Here is an 18,073-nt window from a genome sequence, read left to right on the forward strand (position 1 = left end):
GGCCGCGGCCGCGGAGCAGATCCCGCCGCAAGGAACCAGAGGACCCGTCGCCGCCGAAACCATCCTGCGCAGACAGGCGCAACGAGAGTCCGCCGCCCGGACATACGCGCGCTCGCTGCCCATCGTTCCGGTGCGCGCCCGGGGCCTGACGATCGAGGGCGCGGACGGACGGCGCTACCTCGACTGTCTGTCCGGCGCGGGCACGCTCGCCCTCGGGCACAACCACCCCGTGGTGCTCGAAGCCATCCGTGCCGTCCTCGACTCCGGGGCACCGCTGCACGTCCTCGACCTGGCCACCCCGGTCAAGGACGCCTTCACCACCGAGCTGTTCGCGAACCTTCCGGCAGCGCTCGCGGCCGACGCCCGGATCCAGTTCTGTGGGCCGGCCGGGACGGACGCCGTCGAAGCCGCGCTCAAGCTGGTCCGCACCGCCACCGGGCGTTCCGGACTGATGGCCTTCACGGGTGCGTACCACGGCATGACCGCGGGAGCCCTGGACGCCTCCGGTGGAGCCCCCGACGTACGGGTCACCCGGCTTCCGTATCCACAGGACCACCGCTGCCCGTTCGGTGTCGGCGGGGCCGAGGGCGCCCGACTCGGCGCCCGTTGGACCGAGAGCCTGCTCGACGACCCGAAGGGCGGAGTACCCACCCCCGCCGGGCTCATCGTCGAACCCGTACAAGGGGAAGGCGGCGTCCACCCCGCTCCGGACGACTGGCTCCGGCGGATGCGCGAGATCACCGAGGCCCGCGGGATCCCGCTGATCGCGGACGAGGTCCAGACGGGTGTGGGGCGCACCGGTGCCTTCTGGGGCGTGGACCACGCGGGAGTGGTGCCCGACGTGATGGTGCTGTCCAAGGCCATCGGCGGCAGCCTTCCGCTCGCGGTGATCGTCTACCGGTCCGAACTCGACGTCTGGGCGCCCGGCGCCCACGCCGGCACGTTCCGCGGCAACCAACTGGCCATGGCCGCGGGTACCGCCACTCTGGCCTACGTCCGCCGCAACAACCTCGCGGAACGCGCCGGGGTGCTGGGCGAACGCATGCTGACCGCCTTGCGCGCATTGGCCGCCGACCATTCGTGCATCGGCGACGTACGAGGTCGCGGCCTGATGCTGGGCATCGAACTCGTGGACCCCGACACCGGGGACGCTGCCCCGGACCTCGCCGCCACCGTCCGCCGGGAGTGCCTGGACCGCGGGCTGATCGTCGAGCTCGGGGGCCGCCACTCCTGCGTGGTCCGCCTGCTGCCCCCGCTGACCCTGACCGACGAGCAGGCCGCAGCCGTCCTGGAGCGGCTGGCCGACGCCATCGCCGCCGCCGCCCGACGGTCCCACTGACCCCACCCGCACCCCAAGGACCTCCGATGCCGGACCCCTCCGCCCCCCACCCCGCCCCTTCCCCGAGGGCCGGCAGCCCGACGCCGACCCCCACGCCGGAGCAGACCCCCACACCGACGCCGACCCTCACACCCGCGCCCGGCACGAGCCCGGCGCCCGGCACGAGCCCGGCGCCCGGCACGAGCCCGGCGCCCGGCACGAGCCCGGAGTTCAGCCCGGGGGCGGAGTTCAGCCCGAGGGCGACTTCGAGCCCCGAACCCAATCCGGGCGCGAGTCGCCGGCCGGGCTGGGCCCTCCGGCTGGGGGAGAGCCCGGCTCTGGAGGTCAGCGGGAGCGCGGGCTGCGATCCGGTCGTGGACCGCGATCCCGACTCGGACCTCGGCCCAAGGGAGGAGGTCCCGGGCCCGGAGTTCAGCCCGGGCCGAGGCCGCCGTCCGAGTCCGGAGCCCACGCCGCTTTCCGGCGCGGCTCACCCCGCCGCGTTCGCCGCCGCGCCTGAAGCTCCCCACCCTGCCCCTCCTCTCGTGCGTGCGGCCCCGGGCGCCCGGACCCCCGACCCGGTCAGCGCCCCGACCGCCTCAACCCCGACGGCCTCAACCCCGACCGCCTCGGGTCTGGCCGCCCCGGGTCTGGCCGCATCGGTCAGGTCTCCGGGCCCGGCTTTGACCACCCCGGCTGCCGCAGTGTCATCTCCCTCTACTTCGCCACCGGGCTCGGCTCCGACCGTCACGGTCACGGGCACGGTCAGCGCCCCGGAGGACGCGAACCTGGTCGACTCAGCCTCGACTCCGGCCTCGACGCCGGCTTCTGCTTCGGCTTTGACTTCTGCTTCGACTTCGACTTCGAGGGCGTCCGCCTCTGGCCGAGCCTCGGTTCCGGGCGGGACGCCGGCTCAGGAGACCTCGGCAGCGGAGACGTGGTCAGCACCGGTTCTGTCGCCTACGGCGGCCCTGGACTGGGCGGTGGCTCGCTCCGCGCACGCCCCCGTCCCCGCCGGCCCGGCAGTCCCGGTCAGCTCCGAGTCCCTCGCCGCCCGGACTTCAACCCACCCGCGCCCGGGCACACGGACGCCCGCCCCGAGCTCGGCGACAGGTCACCGGCTCCCGGCGTTGGCCACCCTGTCCTCCTGGCCGGCCCCGGATCCCGCCCCGGCGGTGAGCCCGGCCCAGTCGGCCCCGAGCAACGGTCCCGTGCTCGCTGCCCGGCCCCCACACGGCACGCCCGCGCAGGGGGCCACGGGCCAGGACCTCACTCCGCTCCTCTGGCTCGCCCCCACACCGCTCGGCTCGGGACCGGCTCCGGCCGAGGCCCGGTCCCTCGACCCGGGAGACCCAGGACCCGGCCGGGCCCAGGCGTCGTCCCCGATCCAGAGGGCGTCCCGGGAGGACACCCTCTCGGCCCACTCCGTACCGGATCCGGTACGAGACACCGCCCCCACCTCAGCACCAAGCCAGCCCACCCCGGGCGCCCGGCCGGACTCGACACCGACACTGGGCACCCACCAGAACCCGCCCGGTTCCGACACCGCACCCGGTTTCGACACCCTGCCCACTCCCGAGGCCGCGCCCAGCCTCAGCCCCAGCGCAAGCCCAGGTCCCAGCGCAAGCGCAAGCGCAAGCGCAAGCCCCGGCCCCGGAGTCGCCCCGGCGCCGGAGGCCGCCCGGCCGCCCAAGGCCGCTCCGGCGGCAGGCCCGGAGTCCGACCAAGCGCCGGATGTGGCGGAGTACCGCAGCGCCCCGGCCGCCCCGGAAGCCGACCGTTACCAGGCCGCCCCAACGTCCCGGGCCGTCCCATCCGCAGTCGATCCAAGGTCCCGGGCCGAGGAGCCGTCCCGGGCCGAGGACGCGCCACCGGCCGAGGCGGCGGCCGAACCGCACCCCACGGCGGTGTCCCCCGGCGGCGGCGTGCCACGGCAGTTGGGCGGGAGCCGCAGATCCGGAGCCGGAGGAGCCGGTCCCGTCGGATCGGGATCGGCCATGCTCCCCGATCCCCTCGACCACCCCGATCCGGCCCTCGCCGCCGAGGCCGCTGCGGTGGAGAACCTGCTTCGGTGCTGGGTCCGCGAAAGCGGCCTCGGCCGCCCCGACGGGCCCGCCGGAACACCGCTCCGCATCCCCCTCCCCGCATCCGGCACGGCGGTGCTCGTCGCAGTCCGGTACTGGTCCTCGGCCGGCTGGCACCGGTTCGCCTCCGCCCGGATCGAAGGCGCCCCGGCCGAATCCCCCGCCCTGGACGCCGTGACCCTCGCCGCGCTCATCGCGCGTGAGGGCACCGGCCGAGGTGGCGCCGATCTGGTGGGCCGGGTCGCCGACTCGGTCCAGCGCACGGCGGAGTTCATCGCCGACCGGCGAGCCCGCCCCGCCGCCCCCGCCCCCGTCGCCGAGGACCGATTCCTCACCGCCGAACAGTCGCTCCTCCTCGGCCATCCCCTGCACCCGACCCCGAAGAGCCGCGAAGGCCTCTCCGAAGCCGAGGTACGTCGCTACTCACCCGAACTCCACGGCTCCTTCCCCGTGTACTGGTTCGCGGTCGCGCCCGCCGTCCTCGCCACCGACTCCGCCTGGACCGAACGAGGCCGCCCGGTTTCCGCCGCCCAACTGCTCGCCCGCCTCGCACCCGGCCTCCAACCGCCCACCGGCACCACCCTTCTTCCGCTGCACCCCTGGCAGGCCCGCGACCTCCTCCAACGCCCGGCCGTGGCCGCCCTGTGCGACGCCGGACTACTGACCGACATGGGCCCGTACGGTGACCCCTGGTACCCCACCTCCTCCATTCGCACCGTCCACCGCCCCGGTTCCCCCGCGATGCTCAAGCTGTCCCTGGGCCTGCGCATCACCAACTCCCGCAGGGAGAACCTCCGCAAGGAACTCCACCGCGGCGTCGAGGTTCACCGCCTTCTGCGCGCCGGACTCGCAGAGCAATGGCAGTCGTCCCACCCCGGTTTCGACATCGTCCGCGACCCCGCCTGGGTCGCCGTCGACTCCCTCGACGGCACACCCATCCCCGGACTCGACGCCCTCCTGCGCCACAACCCCTTCCACTCCGACGACGACACCCTCTGCATCGCCGCGCTGACCACTCCCCGCCCATGGCCCGGTCGGACCACGATGCGCTCCCCGCTCGCCGAGACAGTCGCCCGGCTCGCCACCTCCACCGGGCGCTCGGTCCCCGCCGTCGCCGCCGAGTGGTTCCTGCGCTACCTCGACCACGTGGTCCTGCCGATCCTCGCCCTCGACGCGCTCGCCGGAGTCGCCCTCGAAGCGCACCAACAGAACACCCTGGTGCTCCTCGACCCGGCCGGCTGGCCGATCGGCGGCCGCTACCGCGACAACCAGGGCTACTACTTCCGCGACTCCCACCGGGCGGAACTGCACCACCGGCTCCCCGGCATCGGCAGCGCCAGCGACACCTTCGTCTCCGACGCCGTCACCGACGAACGCTTCGCCTACTACCTCGGCATCAACAACGTGCTCGGCCTGATCGGCGCCTTCGGCTCCCAACACCTCGCCGACGAACGCGTACTCCTCGCCGCCTTCCGCCGCTTCCTCGGGAAGAACTCGGGCCTCGGGCCGCTCCCCGCCCAACTGCTCGACTCACCCACCCTCCGCTGCAAGGCCAACCTGCTCACCCGCCTGGGCGGCCTCGACGAACTCGTCGGCCCCGTCGACACCCAGTCCGTCTACGTCACCATCACCAACCCCCTTCACGACTGACGCGCCCGCACCGACACGGAGAAGAGCCCCCATGCCCTCCACCGACACCTCGACCGGTCCCGTCGGTTCAGCCCTCGCCACAACCGGCTACTACCTCGGCTCAATGCGTCGCCCCCCGCAGCGGTGGCCCCTGCTCGCCGAGGCCGACCTGCTCGACTCCCCAGCCACATGGGACGCCGTCGCCACCGCTGCCGGAGCCTTCCGCCTCGAACCCGTACGCCCGCGTCGAGACCTGGACCTCCTCGTGGGTTGGATGAACGACCCGGAGGTGGCCGCCTACTGGGAACTCGCCGGCCCGGCCTCGACCACCGCCGATCACCTGCGGGCCCAGCTCGATGGCGACGGCCACAGCGTCCCCTGCCTCGGCCTTCTCGACGGCACGCCGATGAGCTACTGGGAGATCTACCGGGCCGACCTCGACCCGCTCGCCCGGCACTACCAGGCACGCCCCCACGACACCGGTATCCACCTGCTCATCGGAGACGGCACGAACCGCGGCCGAGGTCTGGGCACCACCCTGCTGCGCGCCGTCGCCGACCTGTTGCTCGACAACCGTCCACGCTGCACACGCGTCATCGCCGAACCGGACATCCGCAACACCCCCTCCGTATCAGCCTTCTTGAACTCCGGCTTTCGCTATTCCGCCGAAATCGACCTTCCCGAGAAGCGCGCGGCACTGATGATCCGGGAGCGGGCACTGCGCAATCTCATCTGATCGCCGCCACCGCGCTCCGAAGCATCCGCTTCACGCCTCTCCCTTCGAAAACTCTGCGTCACGCAGCAAAGTTCCCGATCTTCGAGGAGTCCCGTGCCGAATTTTCCCGAAGCCCCCGACTCCCCGGAGCCCGCTCTGCCCCCGTCGCCTCAGCACCCGGTCACGCCGCCCGAGATCAACGCACCGACCTGGGACTTCGCGGCCCGCACACTGCTCGCCAAGATGCTCGGCGAATTCGCGTACGAGGAGATCGTCAGCCCCGTCCCGACTCCGTCCGCCGCGGGCGACGCCTGGACCCTGACCCTCGACGACGGCGGCCGTCTCGGGTTCCGCGCGCGCCGCCGCTCGTACGGGAGCTGGCAGGTCGCCCCCGACACCATCACCCTCACCGCGCCGCCACCCTCCACGGAGAGTTCGACGGCGTTCGGGGATCCGTACGAGTTCCTCATCCGAGCCCGCACCCTCCTCCGACTCGACGGAGAGACCCTCGGCCACCTGGTCCGCGAGCTGAGCGCCACCCTCGCCGCCGACGCCCGTCTCGATCACCACGCCCTGACCGCGGACGTACTCGCCGATCTCGACTACGCCGCGCTCGAAGGACATCAGACGGGTCACCCCTGGCTCGTCCTGAACAAGGGCCGCATCGGACTGTCCGCCTCCGACACCGCCGCCTGGGCCCCCGAGGCCCGCACCCGACAGCGGTTGCCCTGGCTCGCCGCGCACACCTCCCTGGCGGAGTACCGCGGCGCCGCCGGTCTGGAAGACCCCGCCCGGCTGTACTCCGCCGAACTCGACCCCGTCACCCGGGCCGGCTTCGACCAGGTCCTGCGCGACCGCGGCCTCGACCCGCGGGGCTACCTCTACCTTCCCGTGCACCCCTGGCAGTGGGACGAGATCGTGCTGCCCCTGTTCGCGCCGGCCCTCGCGTCGGGCGCCCTGGTGCCGCTGCCCGCGGACCTCGACATGCGCCTCCCGCAACAGTCGATCCGTACTTTCCTCAACCTCACCCGCCCCGACCGGCACAGCGTCAAACTGCCGCTCTCCGTCTTCAACACCATGGTCTGGCGGGGCCTGCCCTCGGATCTCGCGCTCGCCGCCCCCGCCGTCACCGGATGGATCCACTCCCTTCGCGACTCCGACCCCTTCCTGCGTGACGAATGCGGGGTCATCCTGCTGGGCGAGGTCGCGTCCGTCACCGTCCGCCATCCCGTCTACGACCGGCTCCCCGAGGTCCCGTACCAGTACAAGGAACTCCTCGGGGCGATCTGGCGCGAGCCGCTGACCGGCCGTCTCGCCCCCGGCGAGCGGGCCCGCACCCTCGCCTCGCTCCTCCACACGGACCCGCGCGGTCGCTCCTTCACCGCGGAGCTGGTCGCCCGCTCCGGGCTCACCCCCACCGTGTGGCTCCAGCGGCTGTTCGCCGCCCTGCTGCCGCCGCTGCTCCACTTCCTCTACCGCTACGGGACCGTCTTCTCGCCGCACGGAGAGAACGCCATCGTGGTCTTCGACGAGAACGACGTTCCCGTCCGGCTGGCGGTCAAGGACTTCGTGGACGACATCAACATCAGCCGCGAGCCGCTGCCCGAACACCAGTCGATGCCCGCCGAGGTCCGCGCCGCCCTCCTCACCGAGCCGCCGACCTTCCTCACCCAGTTCATTCACTCCGGACTCTTCATCGGCGTGTTCCGCTACCTGTCCGCGATCTGCGACGACCGGCTCGGCGTTCCCGAGGACGACTTCTGGTCCCTCGTCCGGGCGGAAATCCTTCACCACCAGTCCCGGTTCCCCGAGCTCAAGGAGCGCTTCGAGCTCTTCGACCTGCTCAGCGAGCGGATCGACCGACTCTGCCTCAACCGGAACCGGCTCCACGAGGACGGCTACCGCGACCGGCCGGACCGCCCGCACGCCGTCACGCACGGCACCGTCCCCAACCCCCTTCACCGATCGTGAGCAGTCGTCGATGCGGGCAGTGTCAGTGGCGCCCCGTAGGCTTGGCGATGCTATGACGAAGCCCTCCCTCCCCGACCTGCTGCATGCCGCCGTCTCCGCCGTCGGCGGCACGGAGCGGCCCGGCCAGGTGGCCATGGCCGAAGCCGTTGCCGAAGCGATCGACGAGAACTCCCACCGGCTGATCCAGGCAGGAACCGGTACCGGCAAGTCCCTCGGCTACCTGGTGCCCGCCCTCGCACACGGCGAGCGCGTGGTCGTCGCCACCGCGACCCTGGCCCTCCAGCGCCAGCTCGTCGAGCGCGACCTGCCCCGGACGGTGGAGGCACTGCATCCGCAGCTCCGGCGCCGCCCGCAGTTCGCCATGCTCAAGGGCCGTTCCAACTACCTGTGCCTGCACCGACTGCACGAGGGCGCACCGCAGGACGAGGAGGAGGGCCTCTTCGACCAGTTCGAGGCGGCCGCCCCCAGCAGCAAGCTCGGGAAGGACCTCCTGCGCCTGCGCGACTGGGCGGACGACACCGAGACCGGCGACCGTGACGACCTCACGCCGGGCGTCTCCGACAAGGCGTGGCAGCAGATCTCCGTCTCGTCCAGCGAGTGCCTGGGTGCGACGAAGTGCGCCTACGGCGCCGAGTGCTTCGCCGAGGCCGCCCGTGAACGGGCCAAACTCGCCGACGTGGTCGTCACCAACCACGCGCTGCTCGCCATCGATGCCATCCAAGGCGCCCCGGTGCTGCCGCAGCACGAGGTGCTGATCGTGGACGAGGCCCACGAGCTGGTCTCCCGGGTCACGGGTGTCGCCACCGGCGAGCTCACCCCGGGTCAGGTCAATCGGGCCGTGAAGCGGGCCGCGAAGCTCGTCGACGAGAAGACGGCCGACGCCCTGCAGACCGCCTCCGAGTCGTTCGAGCGCGTCATGGAACTGGCGCTCCCGGGCCGACTGGAGACGGTCCCCGAAGACCTCGGCTACGCCCTGATGTCCCTCCGGGACTCCGCGCGCAACGTGATCTCGGCGATCGGCAACACCCGCGACAAGTCCGTTCAGGACGAGGACGCCGTGCGCAAGCAGGCCCTCGCCGCCGTGGAGAGCATCCACGGCGTGGCGGAGCGGATCGTCCTCGGGTCCGAGTACGACGTCGTCTGGTACGAGCGGCACGACCGCTTCGGTGCCACCCTGCGCGTCGCACCGCTGTCGGTGTCCGGGCTGCTGCGCGAGAAGCTGTTCGAGGACCGCTCGGTCGTCCTCACCTCCGCCACGCTCAAACTGGGCGGGGACTTCAACGGGGTCGCCGCGTCGATGGGCCTGTCCCCGGAAGGGGTGGAGGGCGACGACGCTCCCGTCTGGCGAGGTCTGGATGTGGGATCCCCGTTCGACTACCCGAAGCAGGGAATCCTGTACGTCGCCAAGCACCTGGCCACACCCGGCCGGGAGGGCACCCGCGGCGACATGATGGACGAGCTCGCCGAGCTGATCGAGGCGGCCGGCGGTCGCACCCTCGGTCTCTTCTCCTCCATGCGGGGCGCCAAGGCGGCGGCCGAGGAACTGCGCGAGCGACTCGACCACCCGATCCTCCTCCAGGGCGAGGAGACGCTCGGCGAGTTGATCAAGGCCTTCGCCTCGGACCCGAAGACCTGCCTGTTCGGAACGCTCTCGCTGTGGCAGGGCGTCGACGTGCCGGGTCCCAGCTGCCAGCTCGTGATCATGGATCGGATTCCGTTCCCGCGTCCCGACGACCCGTTGATGAGCGCGCGACAGAAGTCGGTCGAGGAACGTGGCGGCAACGGCTTCATGGCGGTGGCCGCCACACACGCCGCGCTGCTGATGGCCCAGGGAGCGGGCCGGCTCGTCCGGGCGACGGACGACAAGGGTGTCGTCGCGGTCCTGGACCCCCGACTGGCGACGGCTCGCTACGGCAGTTTCCTGCGGGCCACGCTCCCGGACTTCTGGTACACCACCGACCGGAACCAGGTCCGTCGCTCGCTGGCCGCCATCGACGCGACCGCCCAGGCGGACGGCAAGTAGCCGTACCCGAGGCAGCGGCGGAGCGGTGGAACCACAGAAGCGAATGCGGACACGAAGCAGCTCCGGGACCGGCGCAGTAGGTCCCGGAGCTGGCTGAGGGCGCGAGGGTCAGACCCTGCGCAGTACGGCGACGACCTTGCCGAGGATGGTCGCCTCGTCACCCGGGATCGGCTGGTAGGCGGCGTTGTGCGGGAGCAGCCAGACATGGCCGTCCTCGCGCTTGAACCGCTTGACCGTGGCCTCGCCGTCCAGCATCGCGGCGACGATGTCGCCGTTCTCCGCGACGGGCTGGCGTCGGACGGTAACCCAGTCGCCGTCACAGATCGCGGCCTCGATCATCGAGTCGCCGACGACCTTGAGGACGAAGAGCTCGCCGTCACCCACCAGCTGGCGGGGGAGGGGGAACACGTCCTCGACCGATTCCTCGGCGAGGATCGGGCCGCCGGCCGCGATCCGGCCCACCAGTGGAACGTACGACGCGGCAGGCTTGCCGGTGGTGTCGGTGGGCTGCGAGCTGGGCTGGTCCGAGCCACGCACCTCGTACGCCCGGGGGCGGTGCGGGTCGCGGCGCAGGAAGCCCTTGCGCTCCAGCGCCATCAGCTGGTGCGCGACCGACGAGGTGCTGGACAGTCCCACCGCCTGGCCGATCTCCCGCATCGACGGCGGGTACCCCCTGCGCTGCACGGAGTCGCGGATGACCTCGATGACCCTCCGCTGCCGATCCGTGAGTCCGGAACTGTCGGCGCGGATGCCTGGAGGTCGCCCCGGCATCGAGCGAGCGGGGCGTGCGGGCTCCGTCTCCGGATTCTGACTTGCGTCATTCATGGCATGCACCGGCTCAAGTCGGCTCTGGGAGCGGTTCTGGGCAGTGATGGTGGCACTGTCTGCGGTCGTGGTCACGTCTGCGGCCCCTCTCGAAATGTTCTCCCTAGTTGGACAACGGTAGTTGCTTTCGAAAGGTTGCGCCAAACACACGTTCGAGTGAAAAAGCAAGGATCGTTCACTTGAGATGTCATGGGAGGTGTATAGGCAGGCCGTCCGTCGAACGTGGATTCGGTTCCGCGTTCGCTGATTACGGTACCCTTCCGGGTTGGATCGCCGGGGTCCGGGCCGGCGTCCAGTGTGGCACCGGAGGGCACCCGAACGCGGTCGGCTCACGCCGCGACACGCTGAGCGATGTAAATCCACTGCAACCCAAGATCTAGTGGTTGGATGAGCGCTGCCGCCCAGAAGTTGTGGTCCCCGGTCCGCCGGAGCCCCCGACATCGCATATGCTGGTGGCTGCTTCACGAGCCCCCGGCGGGACCGTTTCCTCCGCCGTTCAGGGGCTCCGTGGGGTGATCCAGTCGTGCCGAGAAGGAGGGTGAGGGAACCATGCACTGCCCCTTCTGCAGGCACCCCGACAGCCGCGTAGTCGACAGCCGCACCACGGACGACGGCACGTCGATCCGGCGGCGCCGTCAGTGCCCCGACTGCTCCCGTCGCTTCACGACGGTGGAGACGGCCTCACTGATGGTGATCAAGCGCAGCGGGGTGACCGAACCCTTCAGTCGCTCCAAGGTCATCTCTGGCGTCCGCAAGGCGTGCCAGGGGCGACCGGTCACCGAGGACGCCCTCGCCAAGCTCGGCCAGCGGGTCGAGGAGGCGGTGCGCGCCACCGGGAGTGCCGAGCTGACCACCCATGACGTGGGTCTGGCCATACTCGGCCCGTTGCAGGAACTCGACCTCGTCGCCTACCTGCGGTTCGCATCCGTTTACAAAGCGTTCGACACCCTCGAAGACTTCGAGACCGCCATCGTGGAATTGCGCGAGCAGCGGCCTCATCCCCCTGAGGTCGAGCCCGGTGGGACCCCCTCGGTCGTCCCCGTGCCCGCCTCCGCCTCCGACTGACCTGACGGGCCGCACAGCAGGGCGGTCTGCCCGATCGGTTCGAGGCGCCTCCCGGCGGTAGCCGGGGGCAGATTCGTAGATACAAGACACACAGCACCGTGCCGCGGAATAGCGCTGGCACTTTAGGGCGTTTTTGCCCGCATATGGGAGGCGGCCATGACAGAGACGGCGAGCAGCTCGGCACGAGGTTCCCGAGCCAAGGGAACCAAGGTCACCAAGAGCGGCCTGCGGATCGAGCGCATCCACACCACCCCGGGCGTGCACCCGTACGACGAGGTGAGCTGGGAGCGTCGTGACGTCGTCATGACCAACTGGCGCGATGGTTCGGTCAACTTCGAGCAGCGTGGCGTCGAGTTCCCCGACTTCTGGTCGGTGAACGCGGTCAACATCGTCACCAGCAAGTACTTCCGCGGCGCGGTCGGCAGCCCGCAGCGCGAGACCGGCCTGAAGCAGCTCATCGACCGGATCGTGAAGACGTACACGAAGGCCGGCGAGGACTTCGACTACTTCTCCTCGCCCGCGGACGCGGAGATCTTCGAGCACGAGCTGACCTACGCCCTCCTGCACCAGATCTTCAGCTTCAACTCGCCGGTGTGGTTCAACGTCGGTACGCCCCAACCGCAGCAGGTCTCCGCCTGCTTCATCCTGGCCGTCGACGACTCCATGGAGTCGATCCTCGACTGGTACAAGGAAGAGGGCATGATCTTCAAGGGCGGCTCCGGCGCCGGCCTGAACCTCTCCCGCATCCGCTCCTCCAAGGAGCTGCTCTCCTCCGGCGGCAACGCCTCCGGCCCGGTCTCCTTCATGCGGGGCGCGGACGCGTCCGCAGGAACGATCAAGTCGGGTGGTGCCACCCGTCGCGCCGCCAAGATGGTCGTCCTGGACGTGGACCACCCGGACGTCGAGGACTTCATCGCCACCAAGGTGAAGGAAGAGGAGAAGATCCGCGCCCTGCGCGACGCGGGCTTCGACATGGACCTGGGCGGCGACGACATCACGTCCGTCCAGTACCAGAACGCCAACAACTCCGTCCGTGTGAACGACGAGTTCATGACGGCCGTCGAGAACGGCACCGAGTTCGGCCTGCGGGCCCGCATGACCGGCGAGGTCATCGAGAAGGTCGACGCCAAGGCGCTCTTCCGCAAGCTCGCCGAGGCCGCGTGGGCCTGCGCCGACCCGGGCATCCAGTACGACGGTGTGATCAACAACTGGCACACCTGCCCCGAGTCGGGCCGCATCACCGCGTCCAACCCCTGTAGCGAGTACATGCACCTGGACAACACGTCCTGCAACCTCGCCTCGCTGAACCTGATGAAGTTCCTCGACGACGACGGCAAGGGCAACCAGGCCTTCGACGCGGAGCGCTTCGCCAAGGTCGTCGAGCTCGTCATCACCGCGATGGACATCTCCATCTGCTTCGCGGACTTCCCGACGCAGAAGATCGGCGAGAACACCCGCGCCTTCCGTCAGCTGGGCATCGGCTACGCCAACCTCGGCGCCCTGCTCATGGCCACGGGTCACGCGTACGACTCGGACGGCGGCCGTACCCTCGCCGCCTCGATCACCTCGCTGATGACCGGCACCGCGTACAAGCGCTCCGCCGAGCTGGCCGCGATCGTCGGTGCGTACGACGGCTACGCCCGCAACGCCGACTCGCACAAGCGCGTCATGAAGCAGCACGCCGACGCCAACACCGTCGCGCCGCGCACCCAGAACCTGGACAACTCCATCTGGGCCGCGGCCACCGAGGCCTGGCAGGACGTCCTGCGCCTCGGCGAGAAGAACGGCTTCCGCAACTCCCAGGCCTCCGTCCTCGCGCCGACCGGCACCATCGGTCTCGCGATGTCCTGCGACACCACCGGTGTCGAGCCGGACCTGGCGCTGGTCAAGTTCAAGAAGCTCGTCGGCGGCGGCTCGATGCAGATCGTCAACGGCACCGTCCCGCAGGCCCTGCGCCGCCTGGGTTACCAGGAGGAGCAGATCGAGGCGATCGTCACCCACATCGCCGAGCACGGTGTGGTCGTCGACGCCCCGGGTCTCAAGGCGGAGCACTACTCGGTGTTCGACTGCGCCATGGGCGAGCGTTCCATCTCCGCGATGGGCCACGTCCGCATGATGGCCGCGATCCAGCCCTGGATCTCCGGCGCGATCTCGAAGACGGTCAACATGCCGGAGACGGCGACCGTCGAGGAGATCGAGGAGATCTACTTCGAGGCGTGGAAGCTCGGCGTCAAGGCGCTGGCGATCTACCGCGACAACTGCAAGGTCGGTCAGCCCCTCTCCGCGAAGAAGAAGGAAGCGGAGAAGGTCGAGGTCACCGAGAAGGCCGAGGAGACCATCCGCGCGGCGGTCGAGAAGGTCATCGAGTACCGCCCGGTCCGCAAGCGCCTCCCGAAGGGCCGTCCGGGGATCACCACCTCCTTCACGGTCGGTGGCGCCGAGGGTTACATGACGGCGAACTCCTACCCCGACGACGGTCTGGGCGAGGTCTTCCTGAAGATGTCCAAGCAGGGCTCGACCCTCGCGGGCATGATGGACGCCTTCTCCATCGCCGTCTCGGTCGGTCTGCAGTACGGCGTCCCGCTGGAGACGTACGTCTCGAAGTTCACGAACATGCGCTTCGAGCCGGCCGGTATGACGGACGACCCGGACGTGCGGATGGCGCAGTCGATCGTCGACTACATCTTCCGTCGCGTGGCGCTCGACTTCCTGCCCTTCGAGACCCGCTCGGCCCTCGGCATCCACTCCGCCGAGGAGCGTCAGCGTCACCTCGACACCGGTTCCTACGAGCCGCTGGACGGCGAGCAGATCGACACCGAGACGCTGGCCCAGTCCGCGCCGCTCGCCGCGGTTCCCGCTCCGAAGCCGGTCACGGCCGGAACGGCCGCGGCCCCGAAGACGGCGCACTCCAGCGCCGAACTCGTCGAGATGCAGCTGGGTGTCTCCGCCGACGCCCCGCTGTGCTTCTCCTGCGGTACGAAGATGCAGCGCGCCGGCTCCTGCTACATCTGCGAGGGCTGCGGCTCCACCAGCGGCTGCAGCTGACACGGGCGTGATCACGCGGGACGGCCGTCCCGCGTGATCCGCACGGCCGGTTGAGCGGTGGCTCACGAAGGGGATCGACCTGCTGGTCGGTCCCCTTCGGCGTGGGCGTGACGAGCAGCCCCGGTCCGGCGCCGATGCCCCAGTGCCGGGCGTCAGGGCGTCAGTGCGGGATGGTGCGCGACGGGCGGGTGATCGTCTCGTCCCGGAAGGCGGAGATCTCGGAATGGACCTGCCGCATCAGGTGGGTGTTCTCGATGCGGTCCAGGTAGAGGCACCGGGCGGCCAGTCCGGACAGCTCGAACGCGAAGCACAGGGACATCAGCGGATTCACGAAGAGCTCGCTGAACCGTGTGCGCCGGGTGAACTGGACGTTCCCGAACTCGCCTCGCACGGCCGCCGCGATCGAGCCGTTCACGATGCTGGGGCGATCCGGGGTCTGCTCCTGGGCGTGGGCGACGGCGTCCACGAAGAGCGCGCCCTCGCGGGTGGCGCGGGATATCGAGAACGCCCCGAGGTAGGCGCCCTCGCGTTCCAGCGCCGCGATGTTCTCCAGCACGAGGGCGTGGCTCACCCCGTGGTAGGCGTCCACACCGAAGCCGACCGAGACCACGAGGCGCTGCGGTACGTCGTCCAGTGCCGCCAGCGCGGCGACGCTGGTCAGGTCCTCCTCCGGGGTGCCGAGACCGGCTTCGTCGCCCCGCATGAGGATGTCCGTGCCGCCGTCGACGAGAACCACCGCGTCGATGTCGTGGAGGTCGATCAGCGCCCGGTAGGCGGCCCGGAGCGGCTGTACTCCGATGAGGGGGAAGGCGTGGACGACGGCCGGATAGCCGTGCAGCTTCAGCCATCGGGCGAGGGCGCGTTCCGGGAAGTACGCCTGATGAGGGGCGGTGTCCGGGGTGATCACGGCGACGTCGGGGACGATCCAGTCCTCGGCGGGCAGGCCCGCGAGCGCGCTGAAGGACAGGCTCGCCAGGTGGACCTCCTTGCCCTGGTGGAGGAGGGAGAGCGCGATCGGCAGGCCCGCGTAGACGTCGAAGCCGCCTCCCGCCCCGGCCACCAGGATCCGCTCGGCATCGGCGAGACGGTCGAAGAGAGGGTTGGTGTGGAGGGCCGTCATGCCGATCATTGTGCGGGGCGCGCCGGTCGGGCGCCATGGAGTTCGCGGGGGAGCGGGAAGACGTGTGGAGTTCTGACGAGCTGGACCTGGACGCCTATCTGGCGAGGATCGGCCTGGAGACCGGGTCGGGTGGCCGGGAACTCCGTCCCGACCTGGAGACGTTGTACGCAGTGACCCGGGCGCACATCGCCGCCATTCCCTTCGAGAGCCTGGACGTCACGCTCGGCCGCCCCGTCGCGCTGGACGTCAAGGCACTACAGGACAAGATCGTGCACGGTCGCCGAGGCGGCTACTGCTACGAACAGAACTCGCTGCTGGCCGCCGCCCTGGAGCGGATCGGCTTCGAGGTCGCCGGGCGCGGGGCCCGCAACCGCACCCGGGGTGACACGCTGCTCGCGGTGACGCACGCCGTCCTCGTCGTCACCGTCGAGGGTGAACCGTGGCTGTGCGACGCCGGGTTCGGCCACCCCGGACCGCGCGAACCCGTACCGCTCGCGCGTACCGGAGTCGAGGTGCGGCAGGGGCGGTGGACGTATGCCGTCCGGGCGGAGGCGGACGGCGTTCTGGTGCTCCGCTCACTGCGCGGGGAGGAGTGGCGTGACCTCTACGCGTTCTCGCCACAGGCCTACCACCCCGTCGACTACGTGGTGCTGAACCACTTCAGCTCCTCGCACCCGCGCTCCGCGTTCGTCGGCAAGGTCATCGTCCAGTACCCGGGGGACTCCGTGCGCGTGGCTCTCGTGGGGAGGGAACTCACCCGGTTGTATCCGGACGGACGCCTCGTTCGGGAGAGCGTGGCACCGGACGAGTTGATCACCGTGCTCGACCGTGAGTTCGGACTTCGACTGCCCGCGCGGGACGCCGCCGAACTGGTGCGGATCCACCGCGCCGGGGACTGACCCGGACCGCGCCTGGCCCGTACGATGGCGCGGTGCTGGTCAAGTGGATTCGCTGCACGGTGACGGACCGACGCGGGTTCGAGCGTGGGCAGCGCAAATGGGCGGGGCTTCCGGGGGAGCCGGGTTTCCGGGGACAGGGCGGCGGATGGAGCCGGGGCCGGCAAGGCGTCGCGCACGTCTTCGCGTTCTGGGAGAGTCGCTCCTTCTACGACTCGTTCATGGCCCGCTCGCACGACCGGCTGGCCGCGTCCCAGAACGGCACCTTCACCGACGCGCGGGTCACGCTCTTCGATCACCGCTTCGACGTGAAGACCGGTTTCGAGCCGCGCTTCTCGGACGCCGATGTCGTCCGGGTCGCCCACACCCGAGTGCGTGAGGGCCGCGTGGATCACTTCGCGCTCATGCAGGAGAAGGTGTGGAACCCGGCCATGGCCGGCTCGCCCGGCATGATCCGGGGCCTCTTCGGGGAGGCCCCGGGTCGCGAATTCCTGGTGTTGTCGATGTGGCGCGCGGCCGCCGAACACGGAAAGTACCGACAGGAGCGGGTGGAGCGGCTGTCGCTGCGGGCCCAGACCGAGGCCGACGTGGAGGCGCTCACGGGAGACGTCGTCGACCTCGAACCCTCCTGGACGGTATGACCGTACGACGAACGCCGGCGTGAGCGGCGAGCCCGGTGCGCGGGGGACGAGATGTCCGAATAGGGTCGTGGAATGGTTCGACCACGGCGCATCGTCCTTGTCCGACACGGGGAGTCGGAGGGGAACGCCGACGACACGGTGTACGAGAGGGAGCCCGACCATGCCCTGCGCCTGACCCGGACCGGCCGGGAACAGGCCGCCGAGGCCGGTGTACGGCTGCGCGAACTCTTCGGCGACGAGTCGATCAGCGCCTACGTCTCCCCGTACCGCAGGACCCTGCAGACCTTCCGCGAGCTACGGTTGGACCCGACCCGGGTCCGGATGCGCGAGGAGCCCCGACTGCGTGAACAGGACTGGGGCAACTGGCAGGACCGTGACGACGTGCGGTTGCAGAAGGCATACCGGGACGCCTATGGGCATTTCTTCTACCGATTCGCCCAGGGGGAATCGGGTGCGGACGTCTACGACCGGGTCGGCTCCTTCCTGGAAAGCCTCTACCGCAGCTTTGAGGCCGAGGACCACCCGGAGAACGTTCTGGTGGTGACCCACGGGTTGACGATGCGGCTGTTCTGCATGCGCTGGTTCCACTGGTCGGTGGCCGAGTTCGAGTGCTTGTCCAACCCCGGGAACGGGGAATTCCGCGCGCTGCTGCTCGGCTCGGACGGCCGGTACCGGATGGACCGCCCATTTGAACGGTGGACCACACCCGAGCCTTATGACCTGGACGGCTAGAGTGGCGCG

Annotated in this window: 12 protein-coding genes; 10 read left to right on the forward strand and 2 right to left on the reverse strand. The window is 70.4% G+C overall.

The window, feature by feature from the left end; genetic code table 11:
* Positions 1 to 19 precede the first annotated feature (19 nt).
* The 5 genes from OHA84_RS26365 (at position 20) to OHA84_RS26385 (ending at position 9,740) form a co-directional block, all read left to right on the forward strand.
* Complete coding sequence (locus OHA84_RS26365; RefSeq protein WP_053685159.1) at positions 20 to 1,339, forward strand: diaminobutyrate--2-oxoglutarate transaminase family protein; 1,320 nt, start codon at positions 20 to 22, stop codon at positions 1,337 to 1,339.
* A gap of 1,976 nt (positions 1,340 to 3,315) precedes the next feature.
* Positions 3,316 to 5,052 (forward strand): IucA/IucC family siderophore biosynthesis protein, encoded by a 1,737-nt coding sequence (locus OHA84_RS26370; protein ID WP_266969507.1) that lies wholly within the window; start codon positions 3,316 to 3,318, stop codon positions 5,050 to 5,052.
* Positions 5,053 to 5,083: 31 nt separating this feature from the next.
* Complete coding sequence (locus OHA84_RS26375) at positions 5,084 to 5,767, forward strand: GNAT family N-acetyltransferase (protein WP_266969505.1); 684 nt, start codon at positions 5,084 to 5,086, stop codon at positions 5,765 to 5,767.
* Between the two features lie 93 nt (positions 5,768 to 5,860).
* A complete protein-coding gene (locus OHA84_RS26380; RefSeq protein ID WP_266969503.1) occupies positions 5,861 to 7,717 on the forward strand; it encodes an IucA/IucC family siderophore biosynthesis protein in 1,857 nt (618 codons plus the stop codon).
* Between the two features lie 52 nt (positions 7,718 to 7,769).
* Complete coding sequence (locus OHA84_RS26385; RefSeq protein WP_266969501.1) at positions 7,770 to 9,740, forward strand: ATP-dependent DNA helicase; 1,971 nt, start codon at positions 7,770 to 7,772, stop codon at positions 9,738 to 9,740.
* A 108-nt stretch (positions 9,741 to 9,848) separates the two neighbouring features.
* On the opposite strand, the gene lexA is transcribed toward OHA84_RS26385, so the two are convergent.
* Positions 9,849 to 10,640: a transcriptional repressor LexA gene (gene lexA / locus OHA84_RS26390; RefSeq protein WP_053685155.1), complete on the reverse strand. Its 792-nt coding sequence runs from the start codon at positions 10,638 to 10,640 to the stop codon at positions 9,849 to 9,851.
* A gap of 474 nt (positions 10,641 to 11,114) precedes the next feature.
* Here lexA and nrdR point away from each other — a divergent pair, with 474 nt between their 5' ends.
* Both nrdR and OHA84_RS26400 read left to right on the forward strand, forming a co-directional pair.
* On the forward strand, positions 11,115 to 11,630 hold the full coding sequence (nrdR, locus tag OHA84_RS26395) for a transcriptional regulator NrdR (protein WP_053685157.1): 516 nt from the start codon (positions 11,115 to 11,117) through the stop codon (positions 11,628 to 11,630).
* A gap of 156 nt (positions 11,631 to 11,786) precedes the next feature.
* Entirely contained in the window at positions 11,787 to 14,675 is a 2,889-nt protein-coding gene (locus OHA84_RS26400; protein WP_266969498.1) for a vitamin B12-dependent ribonucleotide reductase, read from the forward strand.
* 160 nt (positions 14,676 to 14,835) lie between these two features.
* On the opposite strand, the gene OHA84_RS26405 is transcribed toward OHA84_RS26400, so the two are convergent.
* Positions 14,836 to 15,795 carry a DUF1152 domain-containing protein gene (locus tag OHA84_RS26405; RefSeq protein ID WP_266969496.1) on the reverse strand — a complete coding sequence of 320 codons (960 nt, stop codon included), beginning with the start codon at positions 15,793 to 15,795 and terminating at the stop codon, positions 14,836 to 14,838.
* A 62-nt stretch (positions 15,796 to 15,857) separates the two neighbouring features.
* Between OHA84_RS26405 and OHA84_RS26410 the strand changes: the two genes are divergently transcribed.
* From OHA84_RS26410 to OHA84_RS26420, 3 genes are all read left to right on the forward strand, one after another.
* The gene (locus tag OHA84_RS26410; RefSeq protein WP_078998515.1) at positions 15,858 to 16,694 is read left to right on the forward strand and encodes an arylamine N-acetyltransferase; all 837 of its coding nucleotides are present in this window, start codon (positions 15,858 to 15,860) and stop codon (positions 16,692 to 16,694) included.
* A 32-nt stretch (positions 16,695 to 16,726) separates the two neighbouring features.
* Positions 16,727 to 17,332, forward strand: a complete 606-nt coding sequence (locus OHA84_RS26415) for a YdbC family protein (RefSeq protein ID WP_053676308.1) — start codon at positions 16,727 to 16,729, stop codon at positions 17,330 to 17,332.
* Between the two features lie 72 nt (positions 17,333 to 17,404).
* Positions 17,405 to 18,064, forward strand: coding sequence for a histidine phosphatase family protein (locus OHA84_RS26420; RefSeq protein WP_053676307.1), 660 nt, complete (start codon positions 17,405 to 17,407; stop codon positions 18,062 to 18,064).
* Positions 18,065 to 18,073 lie beyond the last annotated feature (9 nt).

This window comes from Streptomyces sp. NBC_00513, from assembly GCF_041431415.1.
GTDB lineage: Bacteria > Actinomycetota > Actinomycetes > Streptomycetales > Streptomycetaceae > Streptomyces.